The following is a 25,386-nucleotide window of genomic DNA, read 5'->3' as shown; positions in this document are numbered from 1 at the left end:
AATTACCTACGAAAAAAAGTAGAAGTCGGTTTTATTTTTATTAAAAAAAAGACAGACTTACCATCCTTTAAAATTTAAATGACTACTTTAGAAATCTATTAATTTAATGTATGCAGTTAGAACAACTAGTTTCTAGATTTCAAAAAAAAGACGAAAAAGCTTTCGAAACTTTATACCAAATGTATAGCGAAAGCATGCTTGGCGTTATTTATAATATTGTAAGAGATCATGATGTAGCTCAAGATGTCATGCAGGAAGTCTTTATTAAAGCATGGCATAGTGCAGATAGCTATTCTCCGAAAAAAGGTAGGTTTTTTACATGGTTAATAAACATTTCTAGAAATGCAGCTATCGATAAAATACGCTCTAAGAGCTTTAAAAATTCTAACAAAAACCTCAACGCAGATTATTTCGTAGATATCATACAGAACCATGATAGTTTGGACGACAAAACTGATGCCATTGGCATTAAAGCATTTGTTGGCAAGCTGGCTAAAAAGTGTGTGGAAGTTATAGAACTTTTATATTTTAAAGGTTATACTCAAAAAGAAGCTTCTGAAACTTTAGAGATGCCTATTGGAACCATAAAAACAAGAAATAGAAATTGTATAAACGAGTTAAGATTAATGCTCGACGTATAATATGAATATTAAAGAATACATAGAATCTGGAATTTTAGAACTGTATGTTGCAGGCGCACTTTCTGATAAAGAAAATGAGGAAATCTATGCACTTTTATTAAAGCATCCCGAATTACTTGACGAAGTACTAAAAATAGAATCTACCATAGTTACTTTAACGGCTGCTGTATCTCCAACAAATACCAAGCATCTTTTTAGAGCTGTAAAAGAAAAGCTAGGAATACAAATAGATAAGGAAACACCAGTTAGACCTTTACATAAACCTAGACCAAATTGGTTTAGTTATGTTGGTTGGGCAGCATTGTTTGTTATTGGGTTAGGCTTGTTGTGGCTTATAAACCAAAACAATATACTTAAAGAGCAGATACAAACTGTTGAAACCGACAAGGAGTTATTAGAAGTTTCATTAGAGAAATATAGTAACGACTTAATTGAGTCCAAACAACTTATTAGCTTTTTAAGAGATAAAGATATAATTGCTGTGCCACTTGCTGGACAAACCGTATCTCCAGACTCTTATGCCAAAGTGTATTGGGATAAAAAAACCAATACCGTAGTTTTAGATGTACAAGGTTTACCAGAACCACCAAAAGGAAAAGTGTATCAGGTTTGGTCTTTAACATTGAATCCTTTAACACCAACCAGTCTTGGAACCATAGATACTTTTAGTACAGACGACAACAAACTCTTTACTATAGAAAACGCCAATGCTTCTGAAGCTTTTGGAATTACTCTAGAACCTGCTGGAGGAAGTGACTCTCCTACTCTTGAGCAACTTTATACGCTTGGTGCTGTGGAAACATCTTAAGGTTTTTTAAATAATTTCTCTAAACACTTATATTATTAATAACTCATTATCCAGAATCATTTAATGGATAATGAGTATATTGGTGTTAGTATAATACGTTGTGTAACATTTGAAGAAAACGTTTACGCTTCAAACATCAACGTTCGATATGCCAAACTGAACGCTTACTAATTTAGTGTTTGAGAGCAAAACATAACTAATAGATTTGAAAAATAATCTAAACTAAATGAAAATATGAAAACCGAAAAAAACCTCTCGAAAATACTAAAGTGGTTACCTTCACTGATAATCACTCTTTTTTTTATTCCAAACGCATTAGATAAAATTTTTAATTCAAACCAAACCGACAAAATTGTTGCGAATAGCACAATAATGATAGCAACTGGAATATTTCTATTAATTTCTACAGCACTATTTCTTTACAATAAAACTATACTTTTCGGAACTATTCTTTTAGCTTGTTATATGACATTCATTGTGTTTATTCATATGTATAAAGGAAAGCCATACGAAGTTGCGATTCTAATTGTTATGGCGACAATATTTGCCTCGTTCATAAGAAAACCAAATTTGTACATTCAGAATAAATGATGAAAAATAATCACTAATTTGTTATGGGAAATTGAATTAAAAACTGGAATAAACTCTCAATTAACGGATGAACTAAATGTGTAAAAAAACATTGCACAACAAAGTATATAGCTCATAGCCTGTTAGTTGCTTAATCGAAGTTAAGGCATATTTGGAAAGTCGCCAAATTTTTAAATTTGACGATTTCCAATAAAAAAGATAAATAATAAAATTTAAAAATCTGGCTTGTGCTCAACCGAAAATAATTTTCTAATTTGCACGCTAAGAGTCATATACAAAACCGTTGTAACACATTTTGACCCGTCCTAAAATAAGGCTACATAATTGGAATTAACACAAAGACACATAAAGAAAATTAAATGGACAACTCGAATGGCGTTTGCCAGTTTAGGGATTTTAATTCTTGCTTTAGTGATAAATGAATTTAGAGAACCATTATTCGGAATAAAAAAAGGTTACGCACCACATAATTTTGGGTATAATTTTACGTTTTTTCTTCCTTCTATGTTAATTGTAATCGGACTTGGATTTGTTGTGATTGGACTGGCAATAAAACATTGGAAAACTTGGACTGACTTAAATAAAAAACTAATATTAATTGAATTGTCATTTCCAGCAATCGGAATTTGGATTTTTATAATTGTCAAAATGTTTATATACTAAAAATTTAAGTTTTGGGATTTTATTTCGGTAGAGTATTTTTTAATTTCATTGGAGCAGTGATAAGGTGGTGTTACGGTAATATTTGGAGAACATTGTTCCGAAAAAAGAAATTCACTTTCAAAGAATATCTTTATGGACCAAAAGATTCGGATTACTATGACGAAATGGGACATGAATTTAATAATAGAATTATAGGCGCAATAGGTTTTGTTTTTATGATTGTTCCGATAATTAAACTGATTTTTGATTAAAAAAAACGTGTTACAACATTGTATATAAAAAATGTGTAATTTAGTGCTAAACCAAAGGAAAGTGCGTACTTGCTTTCATCTGATTCTCGTTCCGAAAATCCTCTGACACAAGCACGCACTTTTCATATACAAAACCGCTAACAAACATCATTACAAAATAAAGAAACAAGTTACCACGTGAGAAAAGCGCTTTTAATAATAGTATTTTTTTGTTTTAATCTTTGTTTTACACAAACAGAAATTGAAAAAATTGAATTATCTGATAGCGCCTTAGAATTGACAGCACAAGAAGTGACTTATGACCCAAGCTATTTCTCAATTGCTTATCCAAACGGGGATGTTCCAAAAGACAAAGGAGTTTGCACAGATGTTGTAATCCGTGCTTATCGAAAAATTGGGATTGACTTACAAAAAAATGTCCATGAAGACATGAAAGCTAACTTTAGTGTTTATCCAAAAATTTGGGGACTAAAAACAACTGATAAAAACATAGATCATAGAAGAGTTCCAAATTTAATGACATATTTCAAACGAAAAGGTATCGAAAAATCAATTTCAGACAATCCAAAAGATTATTTACCTGGAGATATAGTCTGTTGGAGTTTAGGTGGCGCATTAACTCACATTGGAATTGTAGTTAATAAAAAATCAAAAGATGGAAAACGTAATTTAATTGTTCATAATATTGGAAGTGGACAAGTTTTGGAAGATTGTCTTTTTGACTTTAAAATAATTGGGCATTATAGTTATAAAATTTGAATAGGTAAAAAAAACACATTGTGTAATTAACCAGCTTGACAAATCATACTGGTAGGTTTCTTGGCTGGAGTTTTTATTTAAGAAGTATCTGTTGAATACCTAAAGAAATTATACAAATAAACATTTTCAAACAAAATGAAAAAATCAGCAATTATATTTTTTCAATATTCGTTTTAATGTCATTGTTTTGGAATTGTAAGCAAGAAAAAAATATTTCAGAAACTGAGTTTGAACAAATTGTTTTTTACGAAATATTTCCTGCTATTTTAGATTCTATATATTGGGACAATAGACTGTTTCCTCCTCCACCGCCTTCACCAGAATTTTTTGATAAATATGAAAGTATAGATAAAGCTCTTGAAGCTTATAAAAAGACTAATATATATACACAAGCTATAAAAAACTATGAAATAAAAAAAGATTCTCTAATCCAAGATCCAACTTCAATCTATTTAGTTATTTCTGATTCTATAAAAAGTTTCAACAGAGAAGACATGTATGAATTAGTCAAATATTTTAAAAATCAAAATATTATTTTAGACTCTAAAAACATTGAATTAAATAAAGGTTTCAAAATAGATTTACGTCAGTTAAAGGCTAACGACAAAAAATTCGTATTTAAATATAAATCTGAATTCCCAAATGGGCATGAATTCTGGAGAACTAAATACGACTTTAACATAGGAGCAAAAATAGGATTTAGCAGAATTTTGTTTGATAAGAGTAAATCTTACGGGGTTTTGAATGCTGGATTTACAACGGCTATTCTAATTGGAAATGGCTATCGCATTTTTATAAGTAAAGATGACAACGGAAAATGGATCATTGAAAAAGTGATTGGAACTTGGATATCTTAAATAAAATCAAACTATAACATCGTTAACAAACATCCGTATTTTTAATCTAATTAATTCTATATACACCTGTTAGTTTCTATACTACAACAAAAACGCCAAGCATAAATAAACTTGACGTTTTCAAAAAAACCAACAAAAAACACTACCAAATCCCTCAATTCTATTTTTTATTATTAAAAAACATGTTTTTCATTGGTTACCACTATTGTAAATTTTAATATTATATTTTATGAATCTCTCTTTCCATAACTGGGCCAAGCTCGAAAGTACTTTCTAATAATTCTTTTTTTAATTCTTCTGCTACAGCAATTTTTCCATTGGCTTTATAAATTTTTGCTAAGTGAAATAAGGCTTCAGGCTCAAAGGTTTTACCTACAACGTGCTCTTCTGCAACAGATAAAGCATTTGTATAATTTCCTTTGTTGTAATAGGTCCAGGCCAATAAATCGTAAGATTGTGGCGTTGGTCTGTTTTTAATTTCTATATGTGCTATTTGAAAAGCTTCATCTATCTTATGCAAGTCTTCAGCATATAAAATAGCATTGTATGCATTGTACATCTGACCATACTTTGTATTTGCAACTGCTTTAAAATACTTACTTAAATTTTCATCTTTGACATCTAAATTGTTTTGATATTCAGCAATTTCGGCTTTAAATAAATAATAATCAGGAGCTTGATGGTTTTCTGAAATACTATTTAAAATACGAAGTGCTTCGTCTGGATTTTTTTCTGAAGAATAAACAATCCATGCAATCCCTTTTTTAGCATACGCATCGTCTGGGTTTAAAGCCAAAGCTTTTAAATAATAGCTGTAAGATTTTTCAATTTGTCCATCGTGTCCATAAAAATCGGCCATATTGGTATAAGTCCATTGCTTAAAACTTGCTATATTAGAAGCTTCAGAAATTACCATTGCTTGTTCCATATATTTTATGGCTGCCTGTAAATTTCCTTGATGATCGCTCCATTTTGATAAACGGATTAAATAATCGAAATCTCCAACATCTTTAATCTTATAGAGGTATGTTTTAGCCAATTCGTATTCTCCTAATTCTAAATAGACATCAAATAACATTTTTTGAGTTCCTTTTAGATTATCTCCATGAGATTCTGCTTTCTTTAAAAGCTCTAAGGCTTCTTTAAACTTATGTTGCGAAATATAATTTCTTGATAAAGCGCGTAAGTATCCGGATTGCTTATAATTGGTAAGTTTATTTGCTTTAATCAAGCTTTCTTCAGCATAAATTAAATGATCAATATCTCCTGTTACATGAAACATTTGAGATTGAGCCGAAGCAATTTTAGCCAAATAAGGATACTGACTCGGTTCTTTTTCTAGCTTTTCTTCCCAAAAATTAAGTTCCTCAGTGGCTTTTTGCTTCGTGTTATTTTCTTTTGTTTGCAGATATAAATTATAATCTTCTACATCTGTAATGTTGTTTTGGTTTGTATGACAACTTGTTAAAAACAGAAGTATTAAAACCATTGGCAGGAATTTCTTATATGTATTCATCTTGTTGTTGTTTTTGTTGTTTTAAGAAAAAATCATTAGAGAATGAAAGCCATCCTCTAATGACCATTAGAATATTACCAAGCCGAAGCTAAGTAAGGGAATGAGGCAGAAAAAGGTTTATCGTTTGCATCAACATTATCGTTAGATAAATTTGGATTTTCAGAAAAATCTTCACCTCCAAAAATTAATAATAATTCCACGGTAATCACATCGTCTGCTAAAGCACGACCTGTTAACACATTTGTTCCATCATAAAAAGTAGTTGTTCCATCTAAAGACAGGTTTAATACATCTGTGGCCAGTAAACCTGTAAAAGTTGCAGCATCTAGTCCAAGTGCATTTGTATCTCCTGGATTAGCGTAAGCTGGACTTAAAGCCATTAAATTAGTTTGAAACATGCTTTGAAACGCTGCGTTTTGTTGCGAAGGAGGTGTTACATTAAACATGTCTTTTCCTGAAGGAGACACAAAAACAGTATTTACTGCTGGTCTTCCGATTTGATCTTGTTGCGCATAGATTCCTGAAAAATCAGGTTCTGATGGCATTGGACTTGCTGAATTCATATCGTCGTCGTTCGAACAATTGAAGGCCAGTCCTGAAATTAATAAGACCGCAACGATGTTTTTTATATTTAGTAAAGTTTTCATAATTCTAGTGTTTTAAGGTTATTATTGTTTTCTCTTAGATTCTACCCAAGTATTTATTGTTCCAGAACCACCCAACATGGTTTTTGGTACTTCCACAACAATAGACATCACATTTGTTCCTGCAAATGTATCTGAGCCTGGATTATTAAATCCTGTTGCATTTCCGGCAAGAATTTCGCCATATTGAGCAAAATCCATAAAGAAAGGATCATCTCTTGGTCCTGCAAAAATTTTCAATCCATTACTTGTTTTAGAAATTGCTTGAGACCCATAAGGTGTAATATCTACCATAGATTTTGCTCCAGCTGTTTCAATGGAGCTATTTAATCCAACATTTGTAGGATTTGTTGGTCCAAAAAAGTACATTTTACCATCTCTTGGAATGGCTTGAATAACTAAATTTTCAACATAGTCACCTGTTGTGTCTATATTAAATTCAATCAATACATTTTCATCAAAGGTTGCGTCAGCAGTTGCTGTTGGACTTAAGAGCCCTTGAACATTTGCTACAAACACAACGTTGTCTGTATTTTGGCCTTGAAAGGCATAAAAATCTGTGATATCACTTGTACCACCTTGTACTGCAGGAGCATCGATATGATCTGCTGCTACCATAAAGAAACCAGCTACTGCAACAGCGCCAATTCCAAATAATGCTTTCATTTTTTTCATAATAGTAAGTTTTTTGTTAATTAATAATTGTTTCTCAAGCATACCTACGAAAAAAAGAACAAGTCGGTTTTATATTTTTTTTACATCTTATTTATTTAGTTCATATTCGATATAAAAAAATTATCTTTACATCTAAGAAATATTTTTAATCATGAATCCATCAGCTAGTGGCTGGATAAAGAAATTATTAAACGAAATAGACAGTGTTCCTATTTGGATAAACACAGACTATAACAGCTTTTATGATAGCTTAAGGGAAAGTGGTTTTATTTATGGAAGCAATATTAAGGTTGTAAAAGACTATTTTAATTATCCCGGATTGACTGAAGAAGAAATCTGTAAAGTGAACTTCTTGCTTGCTCTAAACTTTATTTTTGAAGAAAATAAAACTTCAGATTCTAATTTTGTTGAAAGTGTTATTAATTTTTATTCTGAAATAAACGCTTATTCCACATCTGTTTTTTCCGAATTATTAGGTGAAAAGAAAACAGCTTCCTTATTAGAGAAAATTATTCATAAACGCATTCAAATTGATGATAACCTAATTGATAGAAGCTTCAATTATTTTATTACAAACGCATTACTTTTTACCGATATTTTAGCTTATAAAGCATTTTTACAAACTCAAGAAATTTCCGAGAAACACATTCAACATCTTGAATCTGCTATTGAAAGTATAGTAAGTGAAGTTTTAAATTCTAAAAACAAGAAGTCAGAATACGATAGAAGCTTGATAAAGCTAGTGGAACAGTCTATAAGGTATAAATCTCATAAAACGCTTACCTATCAAGAAGCATTAGAGTTTATTAATACCGATTTAGAAAAATATTATATTATGGATATTGCCAGTATGGCAACTTGGGGAGATTTAAATATAGACAAAAGTGAAAAAACCTTACTTCTAAAACTTGGTAAGAAACTAAACCTAGAACAACAACGCATTGACAATTCTATACAGTTTATTGAAACCTTTTATAATAACAACAAAGATAAAATTGCGCTATTAAGTTCTCAAAATATTGTAAAAACCTTTTATTCCAACTCGAGTAAAATGGTAAGTAAGCTTATTTCTAGAAATAGCAAACGTTTACAGAAAGAGCTTTTAGAAAGTAAGGAACTTATGGTATTATTATCTAAATCGACCGTTAGAGATTTAAGCGAAGAAGAACATAAAAAAGTTCAAGCACAGTTATTAGATATTTTTAAATCCATACCAAGTTTAGCTATTTTTATGCTTCCTGGTGGCGCTTTACTATTACCATTGGTTATTAAATTTATACCAAAATTATTACCCTCTTCTTTTGATGATAATAGAATTGAAGAATAACAACTTAAAACTTTATTCTAACCATTGCTTAAATTCTTTAACACGTTCTCTAGCAACAATAATATCTTGTTCTTTATAAGATTGCAGTTTAATTTGCAAACGTGAATTGGTATAGCTAACCATATCTTTTATAGCATTTATATTCACATAGAATGTTCTATTTACCCTAAAAAATACTTCTGGTTGCAACTCCTCCTCCAATTGCTCTAAAGTTAAATCTATTAAATAGTTTCTTCCTTCGTTTGTATAAAGGTAAGTGCCTTTGTTTTCGCTGTAAATACATTCTATCTCCTCGATTGAAATAAGCTTTAAATGCTGTCCTACTTTAATGGAAAAACGCTTTTTATATTCTTTTTCTTCAACTTTTGTTGGATTCACCAACATCTTTTTAATCTCGTCGAAATTTAAAGTTATAGATTGTTTGATCTTCCGGCTAGAAGTAAACTTATTTATTGCCTGTTTCATTTCTTCAGTATCTATTGGCTTTAACAGGTAATCGATACTATTTAATTTAAAGGCTTGAAGTGCATATTCATCATAAGCTGTGGTGAAAATAATTGAAGATTTAACCTCAACCAAGTCGAAAATTTCAAACGACAAACCATCACTCAATTGAATGTCTAAAAATATTAAATCTGGATGTTTATTTCCCTGGAACCAGGTTACAGATTCTTCAACAGAATGTAACATGGTTTCAATTTGAATTCCAATTTTATCCAGCATACGTTGTAAACGTCTTGCTGAGGGTTTTTCGTCTTCAATAATTATTACTTTCATATATTTAGTGGTTGGTTGATATAATTATTTATTGGTATTAATTTTAATATAAAAAAAGTTATTCCCAGTGTTTTTTATCCTGTTTCATCAGTTCATTAATTTTGCGTTCTTCCCAGTTTTTCCCTAAAATATAATCTGGTAAAAAGACACTAAGCCCATGAATTGCTAGACCAATTCCCCAGAAAAATAAAGTAAAGAAATTTTTATACTGAAAATAACTTTCACCTGGCTCTAAATCTTGAACATTAATAACAACAAGCATTAGGTTTATTACTACATATACCAATAAATGTGAGTAAAATCCTTTAATTTTTTTTACCCGTTTTCTAGCACGTTCTAAACGTTCTAGTTCAGAAAAATCTCGTTCCATAATTATTTCCATTTATTTTGTTTAAACTCATCTTCTTTCTCTAAAATCTCTTGAATTTTTCTTTGTTCCCAAGATTTACCATACCCAAATACGGTAAACCCATGAAAGATTAAGCCCATTCCCCAGCCTAACATGGGGAACCAAAACCATTGGAAACTCCATGATGTTTGGTAATTTAAAAATGCTAAAAAAGGAATAACAATACAATAAGAAAGTAAATTCCCATAAAAGCCTTTTATTTCTTCTACTTGTTTTTTTGCTCTGTAATAAGCGTCTTCTCTGTTGTGATCTGATTTTGTTTCCATAATGGTAATTTGTTTAGTAAGCATAGGAATTGCAACTGCAAAACTATCTGCTTGTTGATTGATGATGACTTTTCGTTTGGTTAATAAATCGTAGCGTTGCATGATATTACTCAACCCTACGCCACTACTCTTTTTTACTATTTGTTTAATTTGTAAATTGTTTTGTACTATTAAAAGTCCGTCGTTTTCATAAATTTTTATATGCAACGGGTTCTTTTCTGTAACCATATTGTGTTTGACAGCATTCTCTAATAATAACTGAAGTGATAACGGAACCACTTTACTGTCTGGGTCAGATGCTTGTTCTGGAATATCGAAAACAATACTATCTTCAAATCGCATTTTTAATAAAGACATGTAAGTTTTAGCAAATTTAAGTTCTTCGTCTACAGATACTAAATCCTTATTTTTTTGTTCCAAAACATACCTGTATATTTTAGATAATGACGTTGTAAAATCCTGTGCCTTATCTGGGTTTTCTTCAATGAGGCTAGTTAAAACATTTAAACTATTAAATAGAAAATGAGGATCTAACTGGTTTTTTAAAGCATCAAATTTAGCCGTTTGAGTTTGTGCAACAATTTGAGATTCTTTGACCTTTTTTTCTTGGTTCTTTTTGAAGAAATATACCGCATGAAATGTAATTACTATTGACAAAGTAATCCATAATCCAAAGGTGTAATTTCTATAAGATTCGTTAGCTATAAAAACTTCAATCGATAGGCCATTATAAAACATGGCTGTTAACATTCTTAATAAAAATAGTCCAATAAGAGTAATAACAACAGAGCCTACAATACCAAAAATAATTCTTTTTATACTATCATTTTCTTTCCATGGATATTTTTCTAGATAACCAAAAAAATACATATTAGAGTATCCTAAAACAAATGCATATAGCTGATAGAATGAAAAATGGATTAATAACTCATTAACACTTTCAAATTCAAAACCGTTAAAAATTGCATTACCAATTACAAAGACTATACAGCCTATACCAAAGGTTATTAAAATATTTTTAGTGTTACTACTCATGAGTATTATTATTTACAATCTTTTAAAATTTCTTCAGCTCTTTCTTTTCCCCAGGATGGTGCAAATTTAGATTCTGGTTTAAAGGTAGCAAAAAGTTCTAAGGCTCTTTCTACATCTTTACAAAATGGCTTAGTATCCCGGCCAAAATATCGTGCTCCACCTATTTCCCAATCAGCTTTATTTAATACCACTCGTGGATTGTTTGGCTCTAAAACTTCAGCTTGATTATACAGAGCCATGATTTTCCCAGATAATGTCATACCATAAGTAGCCCCATCGCTTGCTACATAAACCGTATATAATAAAGCTTGCATAACCATTATTTCAGGATTATTCTTTGAAATAGCAGTCGCATCATTTAAAAAATTTTGAGCTAAATTTAATTGTGTTTCTAAAGTTTGTTTATCGTTTAATTTTGTAAAACCATCTAATATCAATGTTTCTGCAGCATAATAAGGGGGCAACCAATTATCTGGCTCTGCAGATGCAATACGTTCAAATAATTGTGACGCTTCTATGGGATTTGTCTCCCATAAATCAAAGGCTTTCTCCATGCCCTTTTCGTAATTGGCTTGAGATTGTATGTTTGCTGACAACAAAATTGTTATTAAGAGAGTAAAATGTTTTAAGTGTGTCATGGTTATTACTTTTTATGTTGAAACAAATATCTTACTAATGTTTCAACAAATAAAAAGAGTTACGCCGAACTGTTATATTTTATTTCTGAATTGTAAAAAAACAAAAAAACACCTTCTGAAAAACTTAGAAAGTGTTTTTAAAATACTTGAAAGAGTTAATAAAAAAAAGGATTCTTTTAATTTTGAATCTTAAAATTAATTGGAATACTATAAGGTACAGAAACGGGATTTCCACGTTGTAAGCCCGGCTTCATAGTTGGTAGCAAGCCAATAATACGTTCGGCTTCCTGCTCTAGCATTTTGTCCGGTCCACGAGATTTTATATTGGTCACATTTCCATTTTTATCTACTATAAAAAGTACGATAACTCGTCCATAAATTCCTAAATCTAAAGCTGTTTGTGGATATTTAAAGTTTTTAATAATATGATCGTTTATTTTTTTACTGAAACAGTCTTTTAATTCTTTATTTGTAGCCCCAATACATCCTGGGTAGATGGGGACCTTTTCTACCACTGAAAATGGTACAGAAACATCTTCTTCAACTTCTTCCACTTGAACATCTTGCACTTCAACTACGGGCTCATCAATTTTTTCTTCCTGACTGGTTTCCGTACTTTCCAATACTGTTTCTTCAATATCTTGAGCATCTTCAACAACCGTAATAGTTTCTGGTTCTGCAAGAACTGGAGGTGGCGGAGGTGGTGGTGGCGCGTTTAATTCGGTTATAGGAATATCTTCTTCAAATTCTTCCACTAATTGGAGTTCTTCCAGAGTAACATCAGAAGTTTCAAAGGTTTTATGCTCCATGGAAAGATAAGCAAAAAGCAACATGACATTTAGGCCTATAGCGAAATAAATTCCACTATTTCTACCAACTTCTACATTTGGATTTTTTTTTGGTTTCATGACAATAAGATTTAGCTTCTTAAAGTTAAGACACTAACAATCATATTACTATGATATTCGTCATATTTGATTCAGCCAAAAAGCGAAGGAATATTTTATAATTTATCCAATTGATTATCGGTTCCTTTCTCACTTATTGTCCAAAAGAATCCTACAAAAAAGAACTGATCTGCTGCTGGTCTAAGAGCTCTACTTGCATAATTTCCATGACTATCTGGAACATCTGCATATTGATAACCATTGATGTTTTTTATTCCCAAAACGTTGTTTACAGACAAATAGAGTATTTTTTGTTGGGAAATTAAATAGGCCCAATTTAAACTCAAACTGTTATAAGATTTTGTTTTTTGGTTTAAAAATCCTACAGTATTGGGATTGGTATAAGTTCTTCCAGATGCAAATGCGTAACTCATACCAATTTGGCTTTTCCAATTCTCAATCCAATATTTTGTTACAACCGATAAATTATGTGTGTTTACAAAATTTGGAGTTGCTTTAATTGGGTAATTTTCATAATCTCTTTCGCTATCCAAAAAACCATAACTAATCCAATAATCAAGGTTTTTAACAGTTACATTATCCCTCCAAAACAAATCGATTCCCGTGGCATAAGCTGTACCGGAATTGTTGTAGTTACTAGAGAAAGAAGCATATTCCGTATCGTATTTTATTAAAGCGTCGTAATTTTTATAATAGGCTTCTGCCCTTAAGATCTTGCCATTATTATTTAACTGATAATTTAAAATATAATGGGTGGTTTTTTGGGCATTTAAATCCTGTTTAAATTTTAAAATGTTATTGTTCGGATTTTGATAGAAGTTTCCATAAGCTAAAGAAACCTGACTTTTAGCTGATGTTTTATAAGCCAATGAAATTCTTGGAGATAGCGTAAACTGCTTAAACAACTCGCTATATTCTGTTCTTAAACCTGCTTTAAAAGCTAAGTTTTTTGAAAAAAACACATCAGCTTCAGTAAAAGCTGCAGAAATATTATTGTTGAATCCGTAAGACAATTCATTAATCATTGGGTTATCATAATCTTCATTAAAATTGGTTGCAAAATACTCTGCACCAAAATTCAATTTAAACCTATTATTAAACCGATGATTTAATTTAAATTTAGCATGATAAGAGTTTTCTGTGTCTTTAATATTGTCTTCAACAACATCTATTTTAGAGTTATTGTTAGTATAACTCAAACCTGTAAAAACAGTCCAATTATCACCAAGAATCCCTTTGTATGAGCCATTAAAATACAGGTTTCTGTTATTGAGTTTGTTGTAAACACCTTCAGGAAAATTAATATCTTCTTGAATCAATTCAAAATTACTAAACTCGAATGCAGAGTATAATTTCAATAAGCCGTTATTGAATTTTTTTCTAAAAACGGCCTCCCCTGAACCTCCTTGATATGGTTCTATCCAATCATTTCTATCTGAAAACAAAGACATATAAGGGGCTAAATTAATATAGGCTCCATTCACACTTAAAGAACTTGTTTTCCATTTTTCGGTATGCCCTAAACTTGCGCCAACACTCATAATACCAATATCTGATTTTTCTTGATCTGGCTCTTCAATGGTATTTAATAATAAAACAGATGATAAAGCTTGGCCATACTCTGCCGAGTAACCTCCTGTAGAAAAAGTAATGCCATCGAACAAAAATGGCGAATATCTTCCTCTGGTTGGCGTGTTGTTTGCAGTAGGTGCATAAGGTGTAAATACACGAATACCATCGATAAAAATTTGGGTTTCCTCGGCTTCTCCTCCTCGCACAAATAAGCGTCCATCTTCGGCAACCGTTGTTGTTCCAGGAAGTGTTTGCAGCGCTCCAACAAAATCTCCCATAGCACTAGCCGTTGTAACGACGTCTAATGGTTTTAAAACAGAAATCTTGCTATTATCTCCTGCAGAAAAAGTTCCTGCAGAAATAACAACCGTATCTAAAGCATTCACATCATCTCGTAATATAATTTGTATATCACTAAATACTGAAACATCTTTTGTTAGTAAATAAGTTTCGAAGGATATAAAGGAAACTTTCAAGGTTTGAATCCCTACATTATTGGTTTTGAATGAAAAAAAACCATTCTCATCTGTCGTACTTCCATCATAAGTACCTTCTAAATACACATTGGCGCCTTCTATGGGTTGGTTTTTACTATCCATCACCTTTCCACTAATAGTAGTTTGTGATGTAACAGAAAAGGCAGTAAAAAAGAAAAAGATTAAGAGTATTGGTTTCATTCCTGTTGGTTTTGTTGTTTGTTTTTTTAGATTGATAGGTCAAAACTCATCAGAAACCAAAAGAACTGAAACTAAAAATGACCGAAATGTAAAAATTGTATGATGAATTGAATATATTTGATTTCATCTACCAACCTATGCTAACAAAAACCGAAAAATCTTTTTCATTTCTATTTGTTATACTTCTTGCTTTAGAAATTGCAACCTCAAGTTTTGAAAGTATTTCTAATCTAAATTATTTAGCCAAACCGGCTTTACTAATTTCATTAATATTCTTTTTCTGGAAACAAAGTTTTGGCATGGAAAAAAGAATCAGAATGATGATACTTTTAGCTTTAGTTTTCTCATTACTAGGTGATATTTTACTCATGTTTGTACCACAGTCTGGAAACTTTTTTATAGGAGGTTTAGTCGCTTTTCTAACAGCACATGTTTTTTATATATTAGTATTTTTAAAAGAAAGGAATCCGTCTAAAAATGGTGGCTTTTTTATTGGTTTGATGTTAGCTTACGGAGCGCTTTTATTTTATCTATTACAAGATGGTTTGGGAGGCATGCTAATACCGGTAGTTTTATATATGCTGGTAATTTTAAGTATGGCAACAACTGCATTTTTAAGACAAGACCAAGTAGTTAAAAACAACTATGTTTTTGTGTTTATTGGAGCAATATTATTTATGATTTCTGATAGCATTTTAGCTTTAAACAAATTCTACCAACCTTTGCCATTTAGAAATTTTAGTATTATGTTTACTTATGCTCTTGCACAACTATTTATCGTTTTCGGACTCTTAAGACAACGATAGGTTTTATCTATACTATGTCTTATTACTTTTATTAATCAGATAATTACCTTGCAAAATTTTAAATAATTAATTCAACTTCTTGAAAGGCCTAATGATTAATCTAGCTGCTTTGTCGAAATTGATATAATTATAAACCCAATTAAACAAAACCACTATTCTATTTCTAAATCCAACCAAAGACATGAGGTGTACAAACATCCAAATAAACCAAGCAAAAAATCCAGAAAACTTAGAGGCTTTTAGATCCACCACAGCTTTATTTCTTCCTATGGTGGCCATAGAGCCTTTGTCTTTATATACAAACTTTTTTAACGGCTTTCCTTCTATAAGTTTTATCAGATTTTTACCCAATAATTTACCTTGTTGAATAGCAGGTTGCGCTACTTGAGGATGCCCTTTTGGATAGCTTTCCGTTTCCATTAAAGCAATATCTCCAAGAGCAAAAACATTCGTATAACCTTCCACTTGATTGTACCTATTTACACGGTATCTATTTGCTTTTTCCACAAGCGCTTTTTCCAACAAACCTTGTATGGGATTTCCAGTAACTCCAGCTGCCCAAATTAAGGTTTCGGACTCTAAAATTAAATCGGTATTAGTAGAAACAAGCAAGCCATTATAATCTTTTACAAACGTATTACAATGTACAATAACTCCTAATTTATTTAAAAATTCTAAAGCTTTTCTGGAAGCATGATCACTCATTGGTGGCAATAATTTAGGTCCTCCTTCTAATAAATGAATTTGCATATCTCGAGCATTCAAATCGTGATAGTCTTTTGGAAGAATATGATTTTTAAGTTCTGCAATTGCTCCAGCAAGCTCAACGCCTGTTGGTCCACCACCAACTATAACAAAGTTTAAAAAAGCTTCACGCTCTTCTATTGATTTTGCAATTGTGGCTCTTTCAAAGTTTTGAAGGATTAAACTTCTAATATCTAGAGCTTGTGGTACCGTTTTCATTGGCATGCTATTTCTTTCAATAGCTTTATTACCAAAATAATTGGTTTTGGTTCCCGTAGCAATTACTAAATAATCATAATTAAGGGATCCGATATCAGTAATTATTTGATTTTTTTCAGCATTAATAGTGGTTACTTCGGCTAAACGAAAAAAGATATTATTGTGTTTTTTAATAATTTTTCTTAAAGGATAAGCTATAGAATCTGGCTCTAAACCTGAAGACGACACTTGGTACAATAAAGGTTGGAATGTATGATAATTACGCTTATCTAAAAGCACGACTTGTACAGTTTGTTTCGCAAATTGTTTTACCAAACTAACACCAGCAAAACCTCCTCCAACAATAACAATTCTTGGATTATTTGATTTTGGAATATTCATAAGAATGAAGAAAAATATCTCTTACAAAGATACTAAAAACACAACTTAAAGACTATTTTTAAAGATTGTTTCGAGATTTTGTAACAAATAATAAAAAACACTACTTATAGTGTAACTAAACCACCAGTTTGAATAAAGAGTTAGAACATAGCTTTGTTGAAGAATTAGAGAAAAATCAGAACATTGTGCATAAAGTTTGTAGAATTTATACAAACAATCAAGAAGCACATAATGATTTGTTTCAAGAAATAACCATACAACTTTGGAAAGCCTATCCTAAATTTAGAGGCGACTCCAAATTTAGTACATGGATGTATCGTGTTGGTCTAAATACAGCAATTACGCTATACAGGAAACGCAAACGCTCTATAGTTACAGAAGATTTTAGTGATTTTCAGTACAAGATAAAATCGGAGCCTTATGACGATACCGAGGAAGAACAACTCAAACTCTTATACAAAGCTGTACACCAATTAAATGATATTGAAAAAGCGCTTGTTTTTCTTTATTTAGAGGACAAAAACTATAAAGACATAAGTGAAACACTAGGTATTACTGAAGTGAATGCAAGAGTAAAGATGAATCGAGTGAAAACTAAGTTAAGAACCATTTTAAATCCGTAAACTATGGATGAATTAGAATTATTAAAAAAAGACTGGAAGAAAGATGGGGATAATAAATATCCAAAACTTTCTTATAAGGATATATACAGCATGATTTTGAAGAAATCCTCTTCAATTGTTAAATGGATTTTTATAATAAGTCTTTTAGAGTTTGTTTTCTGGATTATTATTTCGTTTGCATTAAAAGACGCCGATTTTAATAAGCGTTTTGAAACCTATCATGCAGAAAAAATCATGCTGCCATTTATGATTTTAGGTTATCTTATTTTAGCTTATTTTTTCTATAAGTTCTTTATGAACTATAAAACCATCTCAGCTACAGACAATGCTAAAATTTTAATGGAAAACATCTTAAAAACAAGACGTACCGTAAAGCAATACGTGGGCTTCAACTTAATATACTTAGCTGTTTCAGCTTTTATGGTATTGGGAATTCAATTTAACAGAGACAAAGAGATGATTTCCCTTGTTGATAAAGCTTCAGCAAATGGCGAGGTTTTAAAATTATATGCTATAACCATTATTGTAACTGCCGTATTACTTGCTGTTCTAATTGGAATTGTCTTAGGATTTTATTACCTAATTTACGGGATTTTATTAAAACGATTAAACAAAAATTATAGAGAACTTAAAAAGCTTGAAGTCTAATTAATAATCGTCTTCAAGACGCCATTTTCTTAGCTTGTTCAGTTCTTCTTGAACTTCAATTTCTTCTCTAGGTATTACCTTTAAAAAGGAAGGATGTTGTTCGATAGCATATTCTATTTTTTCAACTATTTCTGCTATGCTTTCATTTTCATAATCAATATCTAAAGGTTGTTTAATTTCAAAACTTTGTAAAATATTTTTCTTTTTTACACGCAATCCTTTTTTATCAAAAGAACGTCTAAAGCCATCAATTACAATAGGCACAACAGTAGGTTTGTAATGTTTTATAATATGAGCTGTTCCTTTTCTAATAGGCTTAAAAGGTGTTGTAGTGCCTTGTGGGAAGGTTATTACCCAACCATCATCTAAAGCTTTTTTAATATTAGAAATATCACTCATTTTTACTTGCCTCTTCACATCCTCTCCTTTAGATCTCCATGTACGCTCAATGCTAATAGACCCTGCATAAGCTAATATTTTAGGCAATAAACCAGATTTCATCGTTTCCTTGGCGGCTACATAATAGATATTCAATTTAGGATTCCATAAATAACCTATATTTTTAATATTATCTTCTCTATTGCTTAAACTAGCGTTAAAAACATGGAACATAGCTACCACATCAGCAAAATAAGTTTGATGATTAGAGATAAAAAGCACATTATTATCTGGTAATTTTTTAATTATTTCAGATCCTTCAATTTGAAGTTCGTTAAAACCCCTAAACCTTCTATGGGATAAAGAACCAATGATTCTAATAACCCACTTTTTTATAAAAAGTAAATGTCCGAAAGGATTTCTTTTAAATAATCCCATAAAATTATTTTGAATGTTAGGAAACACAAAGGTAATAAAACAGAACCTTTACATGACTTGTTTTAACAAGTCTTTTATCTCACTGAGCATCATGGCTGTTGCACCCCAAACCACATGACCATTTAAATTAAATGCAGGAACTACTACATCCACATTATAAGATGTTGATACTGTTTTGGCTACCACATTGTCATCGTTAATAAAATCTGTTAAAGAAATTTCTATAATATCCTCAACTTCTTCATCTTGTTTTATAAAAATAGGAGTTATTCTAGAGATTCCAATAAAAGGTTGCACATAAAAATTGCTTGGTGGAATATATACTTGTGTTAATTGTCTTAAAACCTCAATGCAATTGTGTGGCACGCCAATTTCCTCAAAGGTTTCTCTTACTGCTGCTTCTTGAATTGAAGCATCTGTAATTTCTAATTTGCCTCCAGGAAAACCAACTTGAGCAGAATGAACACCTTTATATGTTTTACGCAAAATTAAAACCAAACTTGTCTGTTTTATAGTGTCTGGATAAAACAAGGCCATGACTCCAGCTTTTTTAGCATCTTTTATTAAATGTTTTTGCTTTTCCTGTAAAGCTTCTCTAAAAGGAGGAGACATTTTTAACTGAGATGGTTCGGCTGGGAGTGGGATATTTTCTATTTTTGAAATAAGCTTACAAAATTTATCAAATTCCATGGGTTTGTATTACATATTAAATCAAATATCATCATTCATAAACCTAACATTTTAAAATATCTTAATTTATTTATGAAATATATTTTTCTAGTGCTATTTAGTTTTATTTTATTGAATTGTGAAGATAAACAATCTGACAAAAAAACAAATACCCCTTTAAAAGAATCAAACAAAAAAAATAAAAGCCAAACACTTTTGAAAGATAAAGTTGATAAAAAAATAAAAACAGAAACTGAAGAAACTTTTAAGTTAACAGACGAAAATGCCATGGAGTTTTTTCTTGAATACGAAAAAGAAAACCCTGAAAACAAAGTGCGTTTGACTACACGTTTTGGAGATATCGATATTTTATTATTCAGTGAAACCAAATTCCATAGAGCCAATTTTATTTTTTTAACCAAACAAAACTATTTTGAAGGCACGCAGTTTTATAGAATAATTGATAATTTTATTATTCAGGCTGGAAATTCAGACAATTCAAAGATCTCTAAAAAGCGCAATCAAATAGGAAGATATCTTTTACCAACGGATACCAAACGTGGTTTTAGACACGATAGAGGTGTTATAAGCATGCCTAGTAGTGATATTGAAAATCCGTATAAACTAGCTTCTCCTTTCGAGTTTTTTATTGTACAACAAGAAGGAGGCGCGCATCATTTAGATGGCGACTATACCATATTTGGAAAAGTGATTGAAGGCATGGATGTGGTAGATGAAATTGCAAAGCAAAAAACAGATGAAGGCGACTGGCCTTTACACAATATTTATATTTCTAAAGTAGAAATAATTGAATAGAAGCACGAGAGTATTATTAGCAAGTATTACTTCTACATGTTCCAACCCTAGGTACTTATTTAGTTTTATGCTTAGCCGTTGTGGGTCTCATCTTTATAAACGCTTGGCAAACTAATTTTAAAACGAATAGCCAAAAGTCTTACCAGAATAACTATCAACCCTGCAATTACAAAAGCAAAATCGATATCTATTGGTAGTTTTTTAATTATAAAATACGAAAAACCACCAACAATACAAGCTGTAGCATAAATCTCTTTCCTAAAAATAACTGGAATTTCATTACAAAGAATGTCTCTAATAACACCTCCAAAACAAGCAGACATGGTTCCTAAGGAAACGCAGATAATTGGGTTTAATCCAGCAGAAATTCCTTTCTCGATTCCAACAACTGTATATAGACCTATTCCAATAGTATCGAATAATAATAAAGACTTTCTTAAATAATCAATCTTATTTCTAAAAACCACTGCAAATACGGTAGCACCAAAAATAACATATACATAGGTCATGTTTTTCATCCAACTTACTGGCGTATCTCCTATTAAAAGATCCCGTAAAGTCCCTCCTCCTACAGCAGTTACAAAGGCTATAATTAAAATACCAAAAGGATCCATTCTTTTGTTTAAGGCAACTAAAACACCAGAAATTGCAAAAGCAACGGTACCTAAAATATCAATGGCATAAAACATGATTAATTACTATTTTAATTATTAAATGAACAAATAAGTCAATTACTTATTAATCTTTAAAGAGCAAAATAAAGACAATTGTAAACCATATAAAAGGTTTATGTTAAAAATCTGAAAAGCATATAATAAGGAAATCAACAATTCAAGTATAAAAAATTACAGTTCGGAGTATTTACTTAGACTGATCTTAAAATTATACACATCTTTGGAGCGTATTAATCAACTAAAACATTTTATATCATGAAAACACTAGCTTTAATTTTCTCATTTTTTTTAACTACAACTTTTATTCAAGCTCAAGATGATAGTTTAAAAACCTATAGTATTACTGTAAAAATAGACAATGCTTTTAACGACGATGGTAGCATGCTTATTGGCTTACATAGTGAAGATACTTTTATGAAAGGGAAAGGTATTGACAATATGAAAAGTGCCATTGTGGATGGAAAAGTAGAAGTAACTTTTGAAGGCTTAACCCCTGGAACATATGCCATCATGGTGTTTCATGATGCCAATGATAATGGTAAAATGGATTTTGACACTACAGGTATGCCTTTAGAATCTTATGGCATGTCTAACAATCCAATGCTTTATGGGCCTCCAAGTTTTGCAGATGCCAAATTTGACTTAGACAATGACGATTTAGAATTAATAATAAGACTATAAACTATAACTTATTATAATAAAAAAGAGAGCAAAACTAAGTTTTGCTCTCTTTTTATTTGCTATTAATTATTTTGGGTATTATACGGTTTCTCCTAACCAAGCTTTCATCATCCAAACAGTTTTCTCTTGTTCAGTAATAAAATCACTCATCATGGAGTTTGTTCCTTCATCATTAACATCTCCAGACTTATCTAAAATGTTTCTTTCAATTTTCAGTAATTCAGATAGGGAGTCAACTATTAAACGTACCGCTTTTTCATCTTGTGAAATATTTTTTCCAACGGGTACTTTCGCCAGCTTTGTGTAATCTTCAAAAGTATGTAAAGGTGTTTCTCCTAGAGTTAAAACACGTTCTGCAATTTCATCTACTTTTAAGTTCGCATCTGTATATAATTCTTCGAACTTTACATGTAAATCGAAAAAGCGTTTTCCTTTAATGTTCCAGTGAATTCCTCTTAAATTTTGATAATATATCTGAAAATTAGCCAATAAACCATTTAAGTCTTTTGCTATATCTTTTGTTTTATTTTGATTTAATCCTATGCTATTAAGTGTCATAATTTATGTTTTTTTATTGTTCATTCAAATTTATATGATAATTAACAATAATTACTATAAGTTTTATTGATAGATTTTATATTTTTATAGTCTAAATTGATACTTATGACTATTACACAATTATACTATGTTTTAGCAGTAGCTGAAAATAAGAACTTTACAAAAGCTGCCCAAAAATGTTTTGTAACCCAACCCACTTTAAGTATGCAGATACAAAAATTAGAAGATGAACTCGATATCTTAATTTTTGACAGAAGTAAGAAACCCATAGAATTAACAGAAGTTGGAAAGAAAATAGTAAATCAAGCAAAAAATATTGTAAATGAATCTTATAGGATTCAAGATATTGTAGATCAACAAAAAGGATTTATTGGAGGTGAGTTTAAACTTGGTATTATTCCAACCATTATGCCTACTCTTTTACCCATGTTCTTAAAAGCTTTCATAAAAAAGTACCCAAAAATTAAACTTAAAATTGAAGAGCTAACTACAGACGATATTATTTCTAGATTGAATGAAGGGCATCTCGATGCTGCTATTGCTGCAACACCTTTAGAAATTGAAAGTATTAAAGAACGTGTTCTTTATTACGAACCATTTGTTGGTTATATACCAGAACACCACAGGCTACATAGCAAACAAAAAATAAACACTACAGATTTAGAGATAGACGACATGTTGCTTTTAGAAGATGGACATTGTTTTAGAGATGGAGTTATTAACCTCTGTAAAACATTAAAAAACCAGCCAGACAGTAGCTTTCAATTAGAGAGTGGTAGTATAGAAACCTTAATCAAATTATCTAATGAAGGCCTGGGAATGACATTGCTTCCTTATTTACATACACTGGATTTAAATGAAAAAGCTATGCAAAACTTACATTATTTTAACGAACCAAATCCTGCTAGGGAAGTAAGTATTTTATATCATAAAAGTGAACTAAAAATGCAAATTATAGAAGCCATGCAGAGTGTGATTTCTGGTATTATTAGAGGTGCTATTAAATTTCAGAATGTAGAAATAATAAGTCCTTTAGCAAAATAAAAAAGCGACCAACTGGTCGCTTTAATTTTTATTCTTTTAAATAAATTAAACATTGGTTCAAGTCTGGATTTTGCTGTACAAGAGATTGTATATAAACCTTTAACTCTTCAATTTCATAAGGTAATAATCGTTGAAGGGCTTTTTGTACTTCTCTGCAAAACAACGTAGCGTCAAAACTCACTTTATTGAGTACAATTTTAGTGTACTCGAACATTGCTCTAGCCATAATATTTTTTAGGTTTTGGGTTTAATAAAAGTAGATTTGTTTAATAGGCTAATATTTAGTTTAGTTTTATAAATATAACAATTAAAAGGATTGCTTTTAAATTTAAACAAAAATTTAACAATCAGAATTGATGTTAAAATCTATTATCGCCATCTAACAGATCTCCCAAACCACCAAGGATACTGCCTTCCCCTTTATCTTTCCCTCCTCCTTTTGGAGCAGAAGCCAAAACACGTCCTGCTAATCTGCTAAACGGTAAAGATTGTATAAAAACAGTTCCTGGCCCTTGAAGCTTAGCGAAAAACAAGCCTTCTCCACCAAACACGGTATTTCTATTACCTCCAACAAATTCTATATCGTAATCTATATTTTGTGTAAAGCCAATGATGCAACCTGTATCAACTCTAAGAATTTCACCTTGTTTTAATTCTTTTTTCACCATGGTTCCTCCAGCATGCACGAAAGCCATACCATTACCTTCTAATTTTTGCATGATAAAACCTTCTCCACCAAATAGACCTCGACCTAGTTTTTTACTAAACTCGATGCCTATACTTACACCTTTTGCTGCACATAAAAAAGCATCTTTCTGACAGATAAACTTGCTATTAAATGCTGTTAAATCTATTGGGATTATTTTCCCTGGATAAGGAGAGGCAAAGCTTACTTTACGTTTACCCGAAAGATTGTTATAAAAAGCTGTTATAAACAAACTCTCGCCTGTTAAAATACGTTTTCCAGCACCTAGAATAGAATCTAGAAACCCTTTATTCTTAGATGATCCATCGCCAAAAATAGTTTCCATCTTAATGCCATCGTCCATCATCATAAAGCTACCAGCTTCAGCTACAACGCCTTCTTGTGGATCAAGCTCTATTTCCACAAACTGCATTTCTTCGCCATAAATCTTATAATCTATCTCGTGTGCTATCATATTATTATCTTTTACTGATTTATTTATAAGTTGAAATAAATTAAAAATTGTTACAATCTAATTTAACTTTTTACTTTAAGCGTCCATTCGAATTCAAAATTTGATACCTCAACACCTTCAGTATTAACTCCATTTGCACGCATCCAAAGCGTTTGTCCTTCACCTGTTTCGATGGCTTTTTTTATAGTTTCTTCTACTTGTGCTCCTTCATTGCAAACAAAAGTAATTCTACCAGTTGCTTTTTTCACAAAAGATGCCCTATTATTGGCTACAAGCATAGAAATATTTTTTCCACTAGCTTTTATTTGTTGCATTACTAAAGCTCCAGTAGTTAATTCGGCAGCCATTCCTTGAACCGCCCAAAACATGGAATTAAATGGGTTTTGGTTAACCCATCTATGTTTTACTGTCACGATACACTTTTCTTTATCAATATATTTTGTCCTTACCCCTGTAAAATAAGCAGAAGGAAGCTTGAACAATAAAAAGGCATTGAGTTTTTTTGGGGATATTTTCATTTTAAAATGTCATTA

27 protein-coding genes and 1 pseudogene are annotated in these 25,386 nt (G+C 31.0%); 12 read left to right on the top strand and 16 right to left on the bottom strand.

The annotated features are described in order from the left end of the window. Window positions 1-110 precede the first annotated feature (110 nt). From OS191_RS04625 to OS191_RS04605, 5 genes are all read left to right on the top strand, one after another. Window positions 111-641, top strand: coding sequence for an RNA polymerase sigma factor (locus OS191_RS04625; protein WP_267154545.1), 531 nt, complete (start codon window positions 111-113; stop codon window positions 639-641). Between the two features lies 1 nt (window position 642). After that, entirely contained in the window at window positions 643-1,449 is an 807-nt protein-coding gene (locus OS191_RS04620; protein WP_267154544.1) for an anti-sigma factor, read from the top strand. 915 nt (window positions 1,450-2,364) lie between these two features. After that, window positions 2,365-2,703, top strand: coding sequence for a hypothetical protein (locus OS191_RS04615; RefSeq protein ID WP_267154543.1), 339 nt, complete (start codon window positions 2,365-2,367; stop codon window positions 2,701-2,703). 428 nt (window positions 2,704-3,131) lie between these two features. Then, window positions 3,132-3,713, top strand: a complete 582-nt coding sequence (locus tag OS191_RS04610) for a DUF1287 domain-containing protein (protein ID WP_267154542.1) — start codon at window positions 3,132-3,134, stop codon at window positions 3,711-3,713. A 176-nt stretch (window positions 3,714-3,889) separates the two neighbouring features. Beyond that, window positions 3,890-4,570 carry a hypothetical protein gene (locus OS191_RS04605; RefSeq protein WP_267154541.1) on the top strand — a complete coding sequence of 227 codons (681 nt, stop codon included), beginning with the start codon at window positions 3,890-3,892 and terminating at the stop codon, window positions 4,568-4,570. A gap of 220 nt (window positions 4,571-4,790) precedes the next feature. Here OS191_RS04605 and OS191_RS04600 read toward each other — a convergent pair whose 3' ends face one another. Beyond that, complete coding sequence (locus OS191_RS04600; RefSeq protein ID WP_267154540.1) at window positions 4,791-6,086, bottom strand: tetratricopeptide repeat protein; 1,296 nt, start codon at window positions 6,084-6,086, stop codon at window positions 4,791-4,793. 74 nt (window positions 6,087-6,160) lie between these two features. After that, window positions 6,161-7,405: pseudogene (locus OS191_RS04595) on the bottom strand (DUF4331 family protein). 151 nt (window positions 7,406-7,556) lie between these two features. On the opposite strand from OS191_RS04595, the gene OS191_RS04585 reads away from it, so the two are divergent. Beyond that, on the top strand, window positions 7,557-8,732 hold the full coding sequence (locus OS191_RS04585) for an LETM1-related biofilm-associated protein (protein ID WP_267154539.1): 1,176 nt from the start codon (window positions 7,557-7,559) through the stop codon (window positions 8,730-8,732). A 12-nt stretch (window positions 8,733-8,744) separates the two neighbouring features. On the opposite strand, the gene OS191_RS04580 is transcribed toward OS191_RS04585, so the two are convergent. The 6 genes from OS191_RS04580 to OS191_RS04555 all read right to left on the bottom strand — a co-directional run bounded on the left by OS191_RS04580 (window position 8,745) and on the right by OS191_RS04555 (window position 15,014). Further along, complete coding sequence (locus tag OS191_RS04580) at window positions 8,745-9,509, bottom strand: LytR/AlgR family response regulator transcription factor (RefSeq protein WP_267154538.1); 765 nt, start codon at window positions 9,507-9,509, stop codon at window positions 8,745-8,747. 58 nt (window positions 9,510-9,567) lie between these two features. Beyond that, entirely contained in the window at window positions 9,568-9,891 is a 324-nt protein-coding gene (locus OS191_RS04575; RefSeq protein WP_267154537.1) for a 2TM domain-containing protein, read from the bottom strand. Then, entirely contained in the window at window positions 9,882-11,219 is a 1,338-nt protein-coding gene (locus tag OS191_RS04570) for a 2TM domain-containing protein (protein ID WP_267154536.1), read from the bottom strand. Before OS191_RS04570 ends, OS191_RS04575 begins: the two co-directional genes overlap by 10 nt. Before the next feature lie 8 nt (window positions 11,220-11,227). After that, window positions 11,228-11,857, bottom strand: coding sequence for a hypothetical protein (locus OS191_RS04565; RefSeq protein WP_267154535.1), 630 nt, complete (start codon window positions 11,855-11,857; stop codon window positions 11,228-11,230). A gap of 176 nt (window positions 11,858-12,033) precedes the next feature. Beyond that, complete coding sequence (locus OS191_RS04560) at window positions 12,034-12,765, bottom strand: energy transducer TonB (protein WP_267154534.1); 732 nt, start codon at window positions 12,763-12,765, stop codon at window positions 12,034-12,036. Window positions 12,766-12,860: 95 nt separating this feature from the next. After that, window positions 12,861-15,014, bottom strand: a complete 2,154-nt coding sequence (locus OS191_RS04555; protein WP_267154533.1) for a TonB-dependent receptor — start codon at window positions 15,012-15,014, stop codon at window positions 12,861-12,863. Between the two features lie 137 nt (window positions 15,015-15,151). Here OS191_RS04555 and OS191_RS04550 point away from each other — a divergent pair, with 137 nt between their 5' ends. Next, window positions 15,152-15,820: a lysoplasmalogenase gene (locus OS191_RS04550; RefSeq protein WP_267154532.1), complete on the top strand. Its 669-nt coding sequence runs from the start codon at window positions 15,152-15,154 to the stop codon at window positions 15,818-15,820. 66 nt (window positions 15,821-15,886) lie between these two features. Here OS191_RS04550 and OS191_RS04545 read toward each other — a convergent pair whose 3' ends face one another. Beyond that, on the bottom strand, window positions 15,887-17,164 hold the full coding sequence (locus OS191_RS04545; protein ID WP_267154531.1) for an NAD(P)/FAD-dependent oxidoreductase: 1,278 nt from the start codon (window positions 17,162-17,164) through the stop codon (window positions 15,887-15,889). Window positions 17,165-17,292: 128 nt separating this feature from the next. Here OS191_RS04545 and OS191_RS04540 point away from each other — a divergent pair, with 128 nt between their 5' ends. Beyond that, a complete protein-coding gene (locus OS191_RS04540) occupies window positions 17,293-17,787 on the top strand; it encodes an RNA polymerase sigma factor (RefSeq protein WP_267154530.1) in 495 nt (164 codons plus the stop codon). 3 nt (window positions 17,788-17,790) lie between these two features. Continuing rightward, window positions 17,791-18,435 (top strand): DUF8845 family protein, encoded by a 645-nt coding sequence (locus OS191_RS04535; RefSeq protein ID WP_267154529.1) that lies wholly within the window; start codon window positions 17,791-17,793, stop codon window positions 18,433-18,435. On the opposite strand, the gene OS191_RS04530 is transcribed toward OS191_RS04535, so the two are convergent. Next, window positions 18,436-19,251 (bottom strand): lysophospholipid acyltransferase family protein, encoded by an 816-nt coding sequence (locus OS191_RS04530; RefSeq protein ID WP_267154528.1) that lies wholly within the window; start codon window positions 19,249-19,251, stop codon window positions 18,436-18,438. It lies immediately after the preceding gene. 48 nt (window positions 19,252-19,299) lie between these two features. After that, window positions 19,300-19,941: an NUDIX hydrolase gene (locus OS191_RS04525; RefSeq protein WP_267154527.1), complete on the bottom strand. Its 642-nt coding sequence runs from the start codon at window positions 19,939-19,941 to the stop codon at window positions 19,300-19,302. Window positions 19,942-20,013: 72 nt separating this feature from the next. Here OS191_RS04525 and OS191_RS04520 point away from each other — a divergent pair, with 72 nt between their 5' ends. Next, window positions 20,014-20,736, top strand: coding sequence for a peptidylprolyl isomerase (locus OS191_RS04520; protein ID WP_267154526.1), 723 nt, complete (start codon window positions 20,014-20,016; stop codon window positions 20,734-20,736). Between the two features lie 71 nt (window positions 20,737-20,807). On the opposite strand, the gene OS191_RS04515 is transcribed toward OS191_RS04520, so the two are convergent. Beyond that, window positions 20,808-21,425, bottom strand: coding sequence for a trimeric intracellular cation channel family protein (locus OS191_RS04515; protein WP_267154525.1), 618 nt, complete (start codon window positions 21,423-21,425; stop codon window positions 20,808-20,810). Between the two features lie 240 nt (window positions 21,426-21,665). Here OS191_RS04515 and OS191_RS04510 point away from each other — a divergent pair, with 240 nt between their 5' ends. Next, window positions 21,666-22,091, top strand: a complete 426-nt coding sequence (locus tag OS191_RS04510) for a DUF2141 domain-containing protein (RefSeq protein WP_267154524.1) — start codon at window positions 21,666-21,668, stop codon at window positions 22,089-22,091. Between the two features lie 78 nt (window positions 22,092-22,169). Here the strand turns inward: OS191_RS04510 and OS191_RS04505 are convergent, their stop codons facing one another. Then, window positions 22,170-22,649 (bottom strand): Dps family protein, encoded by a 480-nt coding sequence (locus tag OS191_RS04505; RefSeq protein ID WP_267154523.1) that lies wholly within the window; start codon window positions 22,647-22,649, stop codon window positions 22,170-22,172. 105 nt (window positions 22,650-22,754) lie between these two features. On the opposite strand from OS191_RS04505, the gene OS191_RS04500 reads away from it, so the two are divergent. Next, on the top strand, window positions 22,755-23,693 hold the full coding sequence (locus OS191_RS04500; protein ID WP_267154522.1) for a LysR substrate-binding domain-containing protein: 939 nt from the start codon (window positions 22,755-22,757) through the stop codon (window positions 23,691-23,693). Window positions 23,694-23,721: 28 nt separating this feature from the next. Here the strand turns inward: OS191_RS04500 and OS191_RS04495 are convergent, their stop codons facing one another. The 3 genes from OS191_RS04495 to OS191_RS04485 all read right to left on the bottom strand — a co-directional run bounded on the left by OS191_RS04495 (window position 23,722) and on the right by OS191_RS04485 (window position 25,371). Next, entirely contained in the window at window positions 23,722-23,919 is a 198-nt protein-coding gene (locus OS191_RS04495) for a hypothetical protein (protein WP_267154521.1), read from the bottom strand. 133 nt (window positions 23,920-24,052) lie between these two features. Further along, a complete protein-coding gene (locus tag OS191_RS04490) occupies window positions 24,053-24,853 on the bottom strand; it encodes a TIGR00266 family protein (protein ID WP_267154520.1) in 801 nt (266 codons plus the stop codon). Between the two features lie 62 nt (window positions 24,854-24,915). Next, a complete protein-coding gene (locus OS191_RS04485) occupies window positions 24,916-25,371 on the bottom strand; it encodes a DUF4442 domain-containing protein (protein ID WP_267154519.1) in 456 nt (151 codons plus the stop codon). Window positions 25,372-25,386 lie beyond the last annotated feature (15 nt).

This window comes from Xanthomarina sp. F2636L, assembly GCF_026410195.1.
GTDB lineage: Bacteria > Bacteroidota > Bacteroidia > Flavobacteriales > Flavobacteriaceae > Xanthomarina.
The sequence above is the reverse complement of the archived record's forward strand: the minus strand, read 5'-3'. Positions and strand labels throughout refer to the sequence as shown.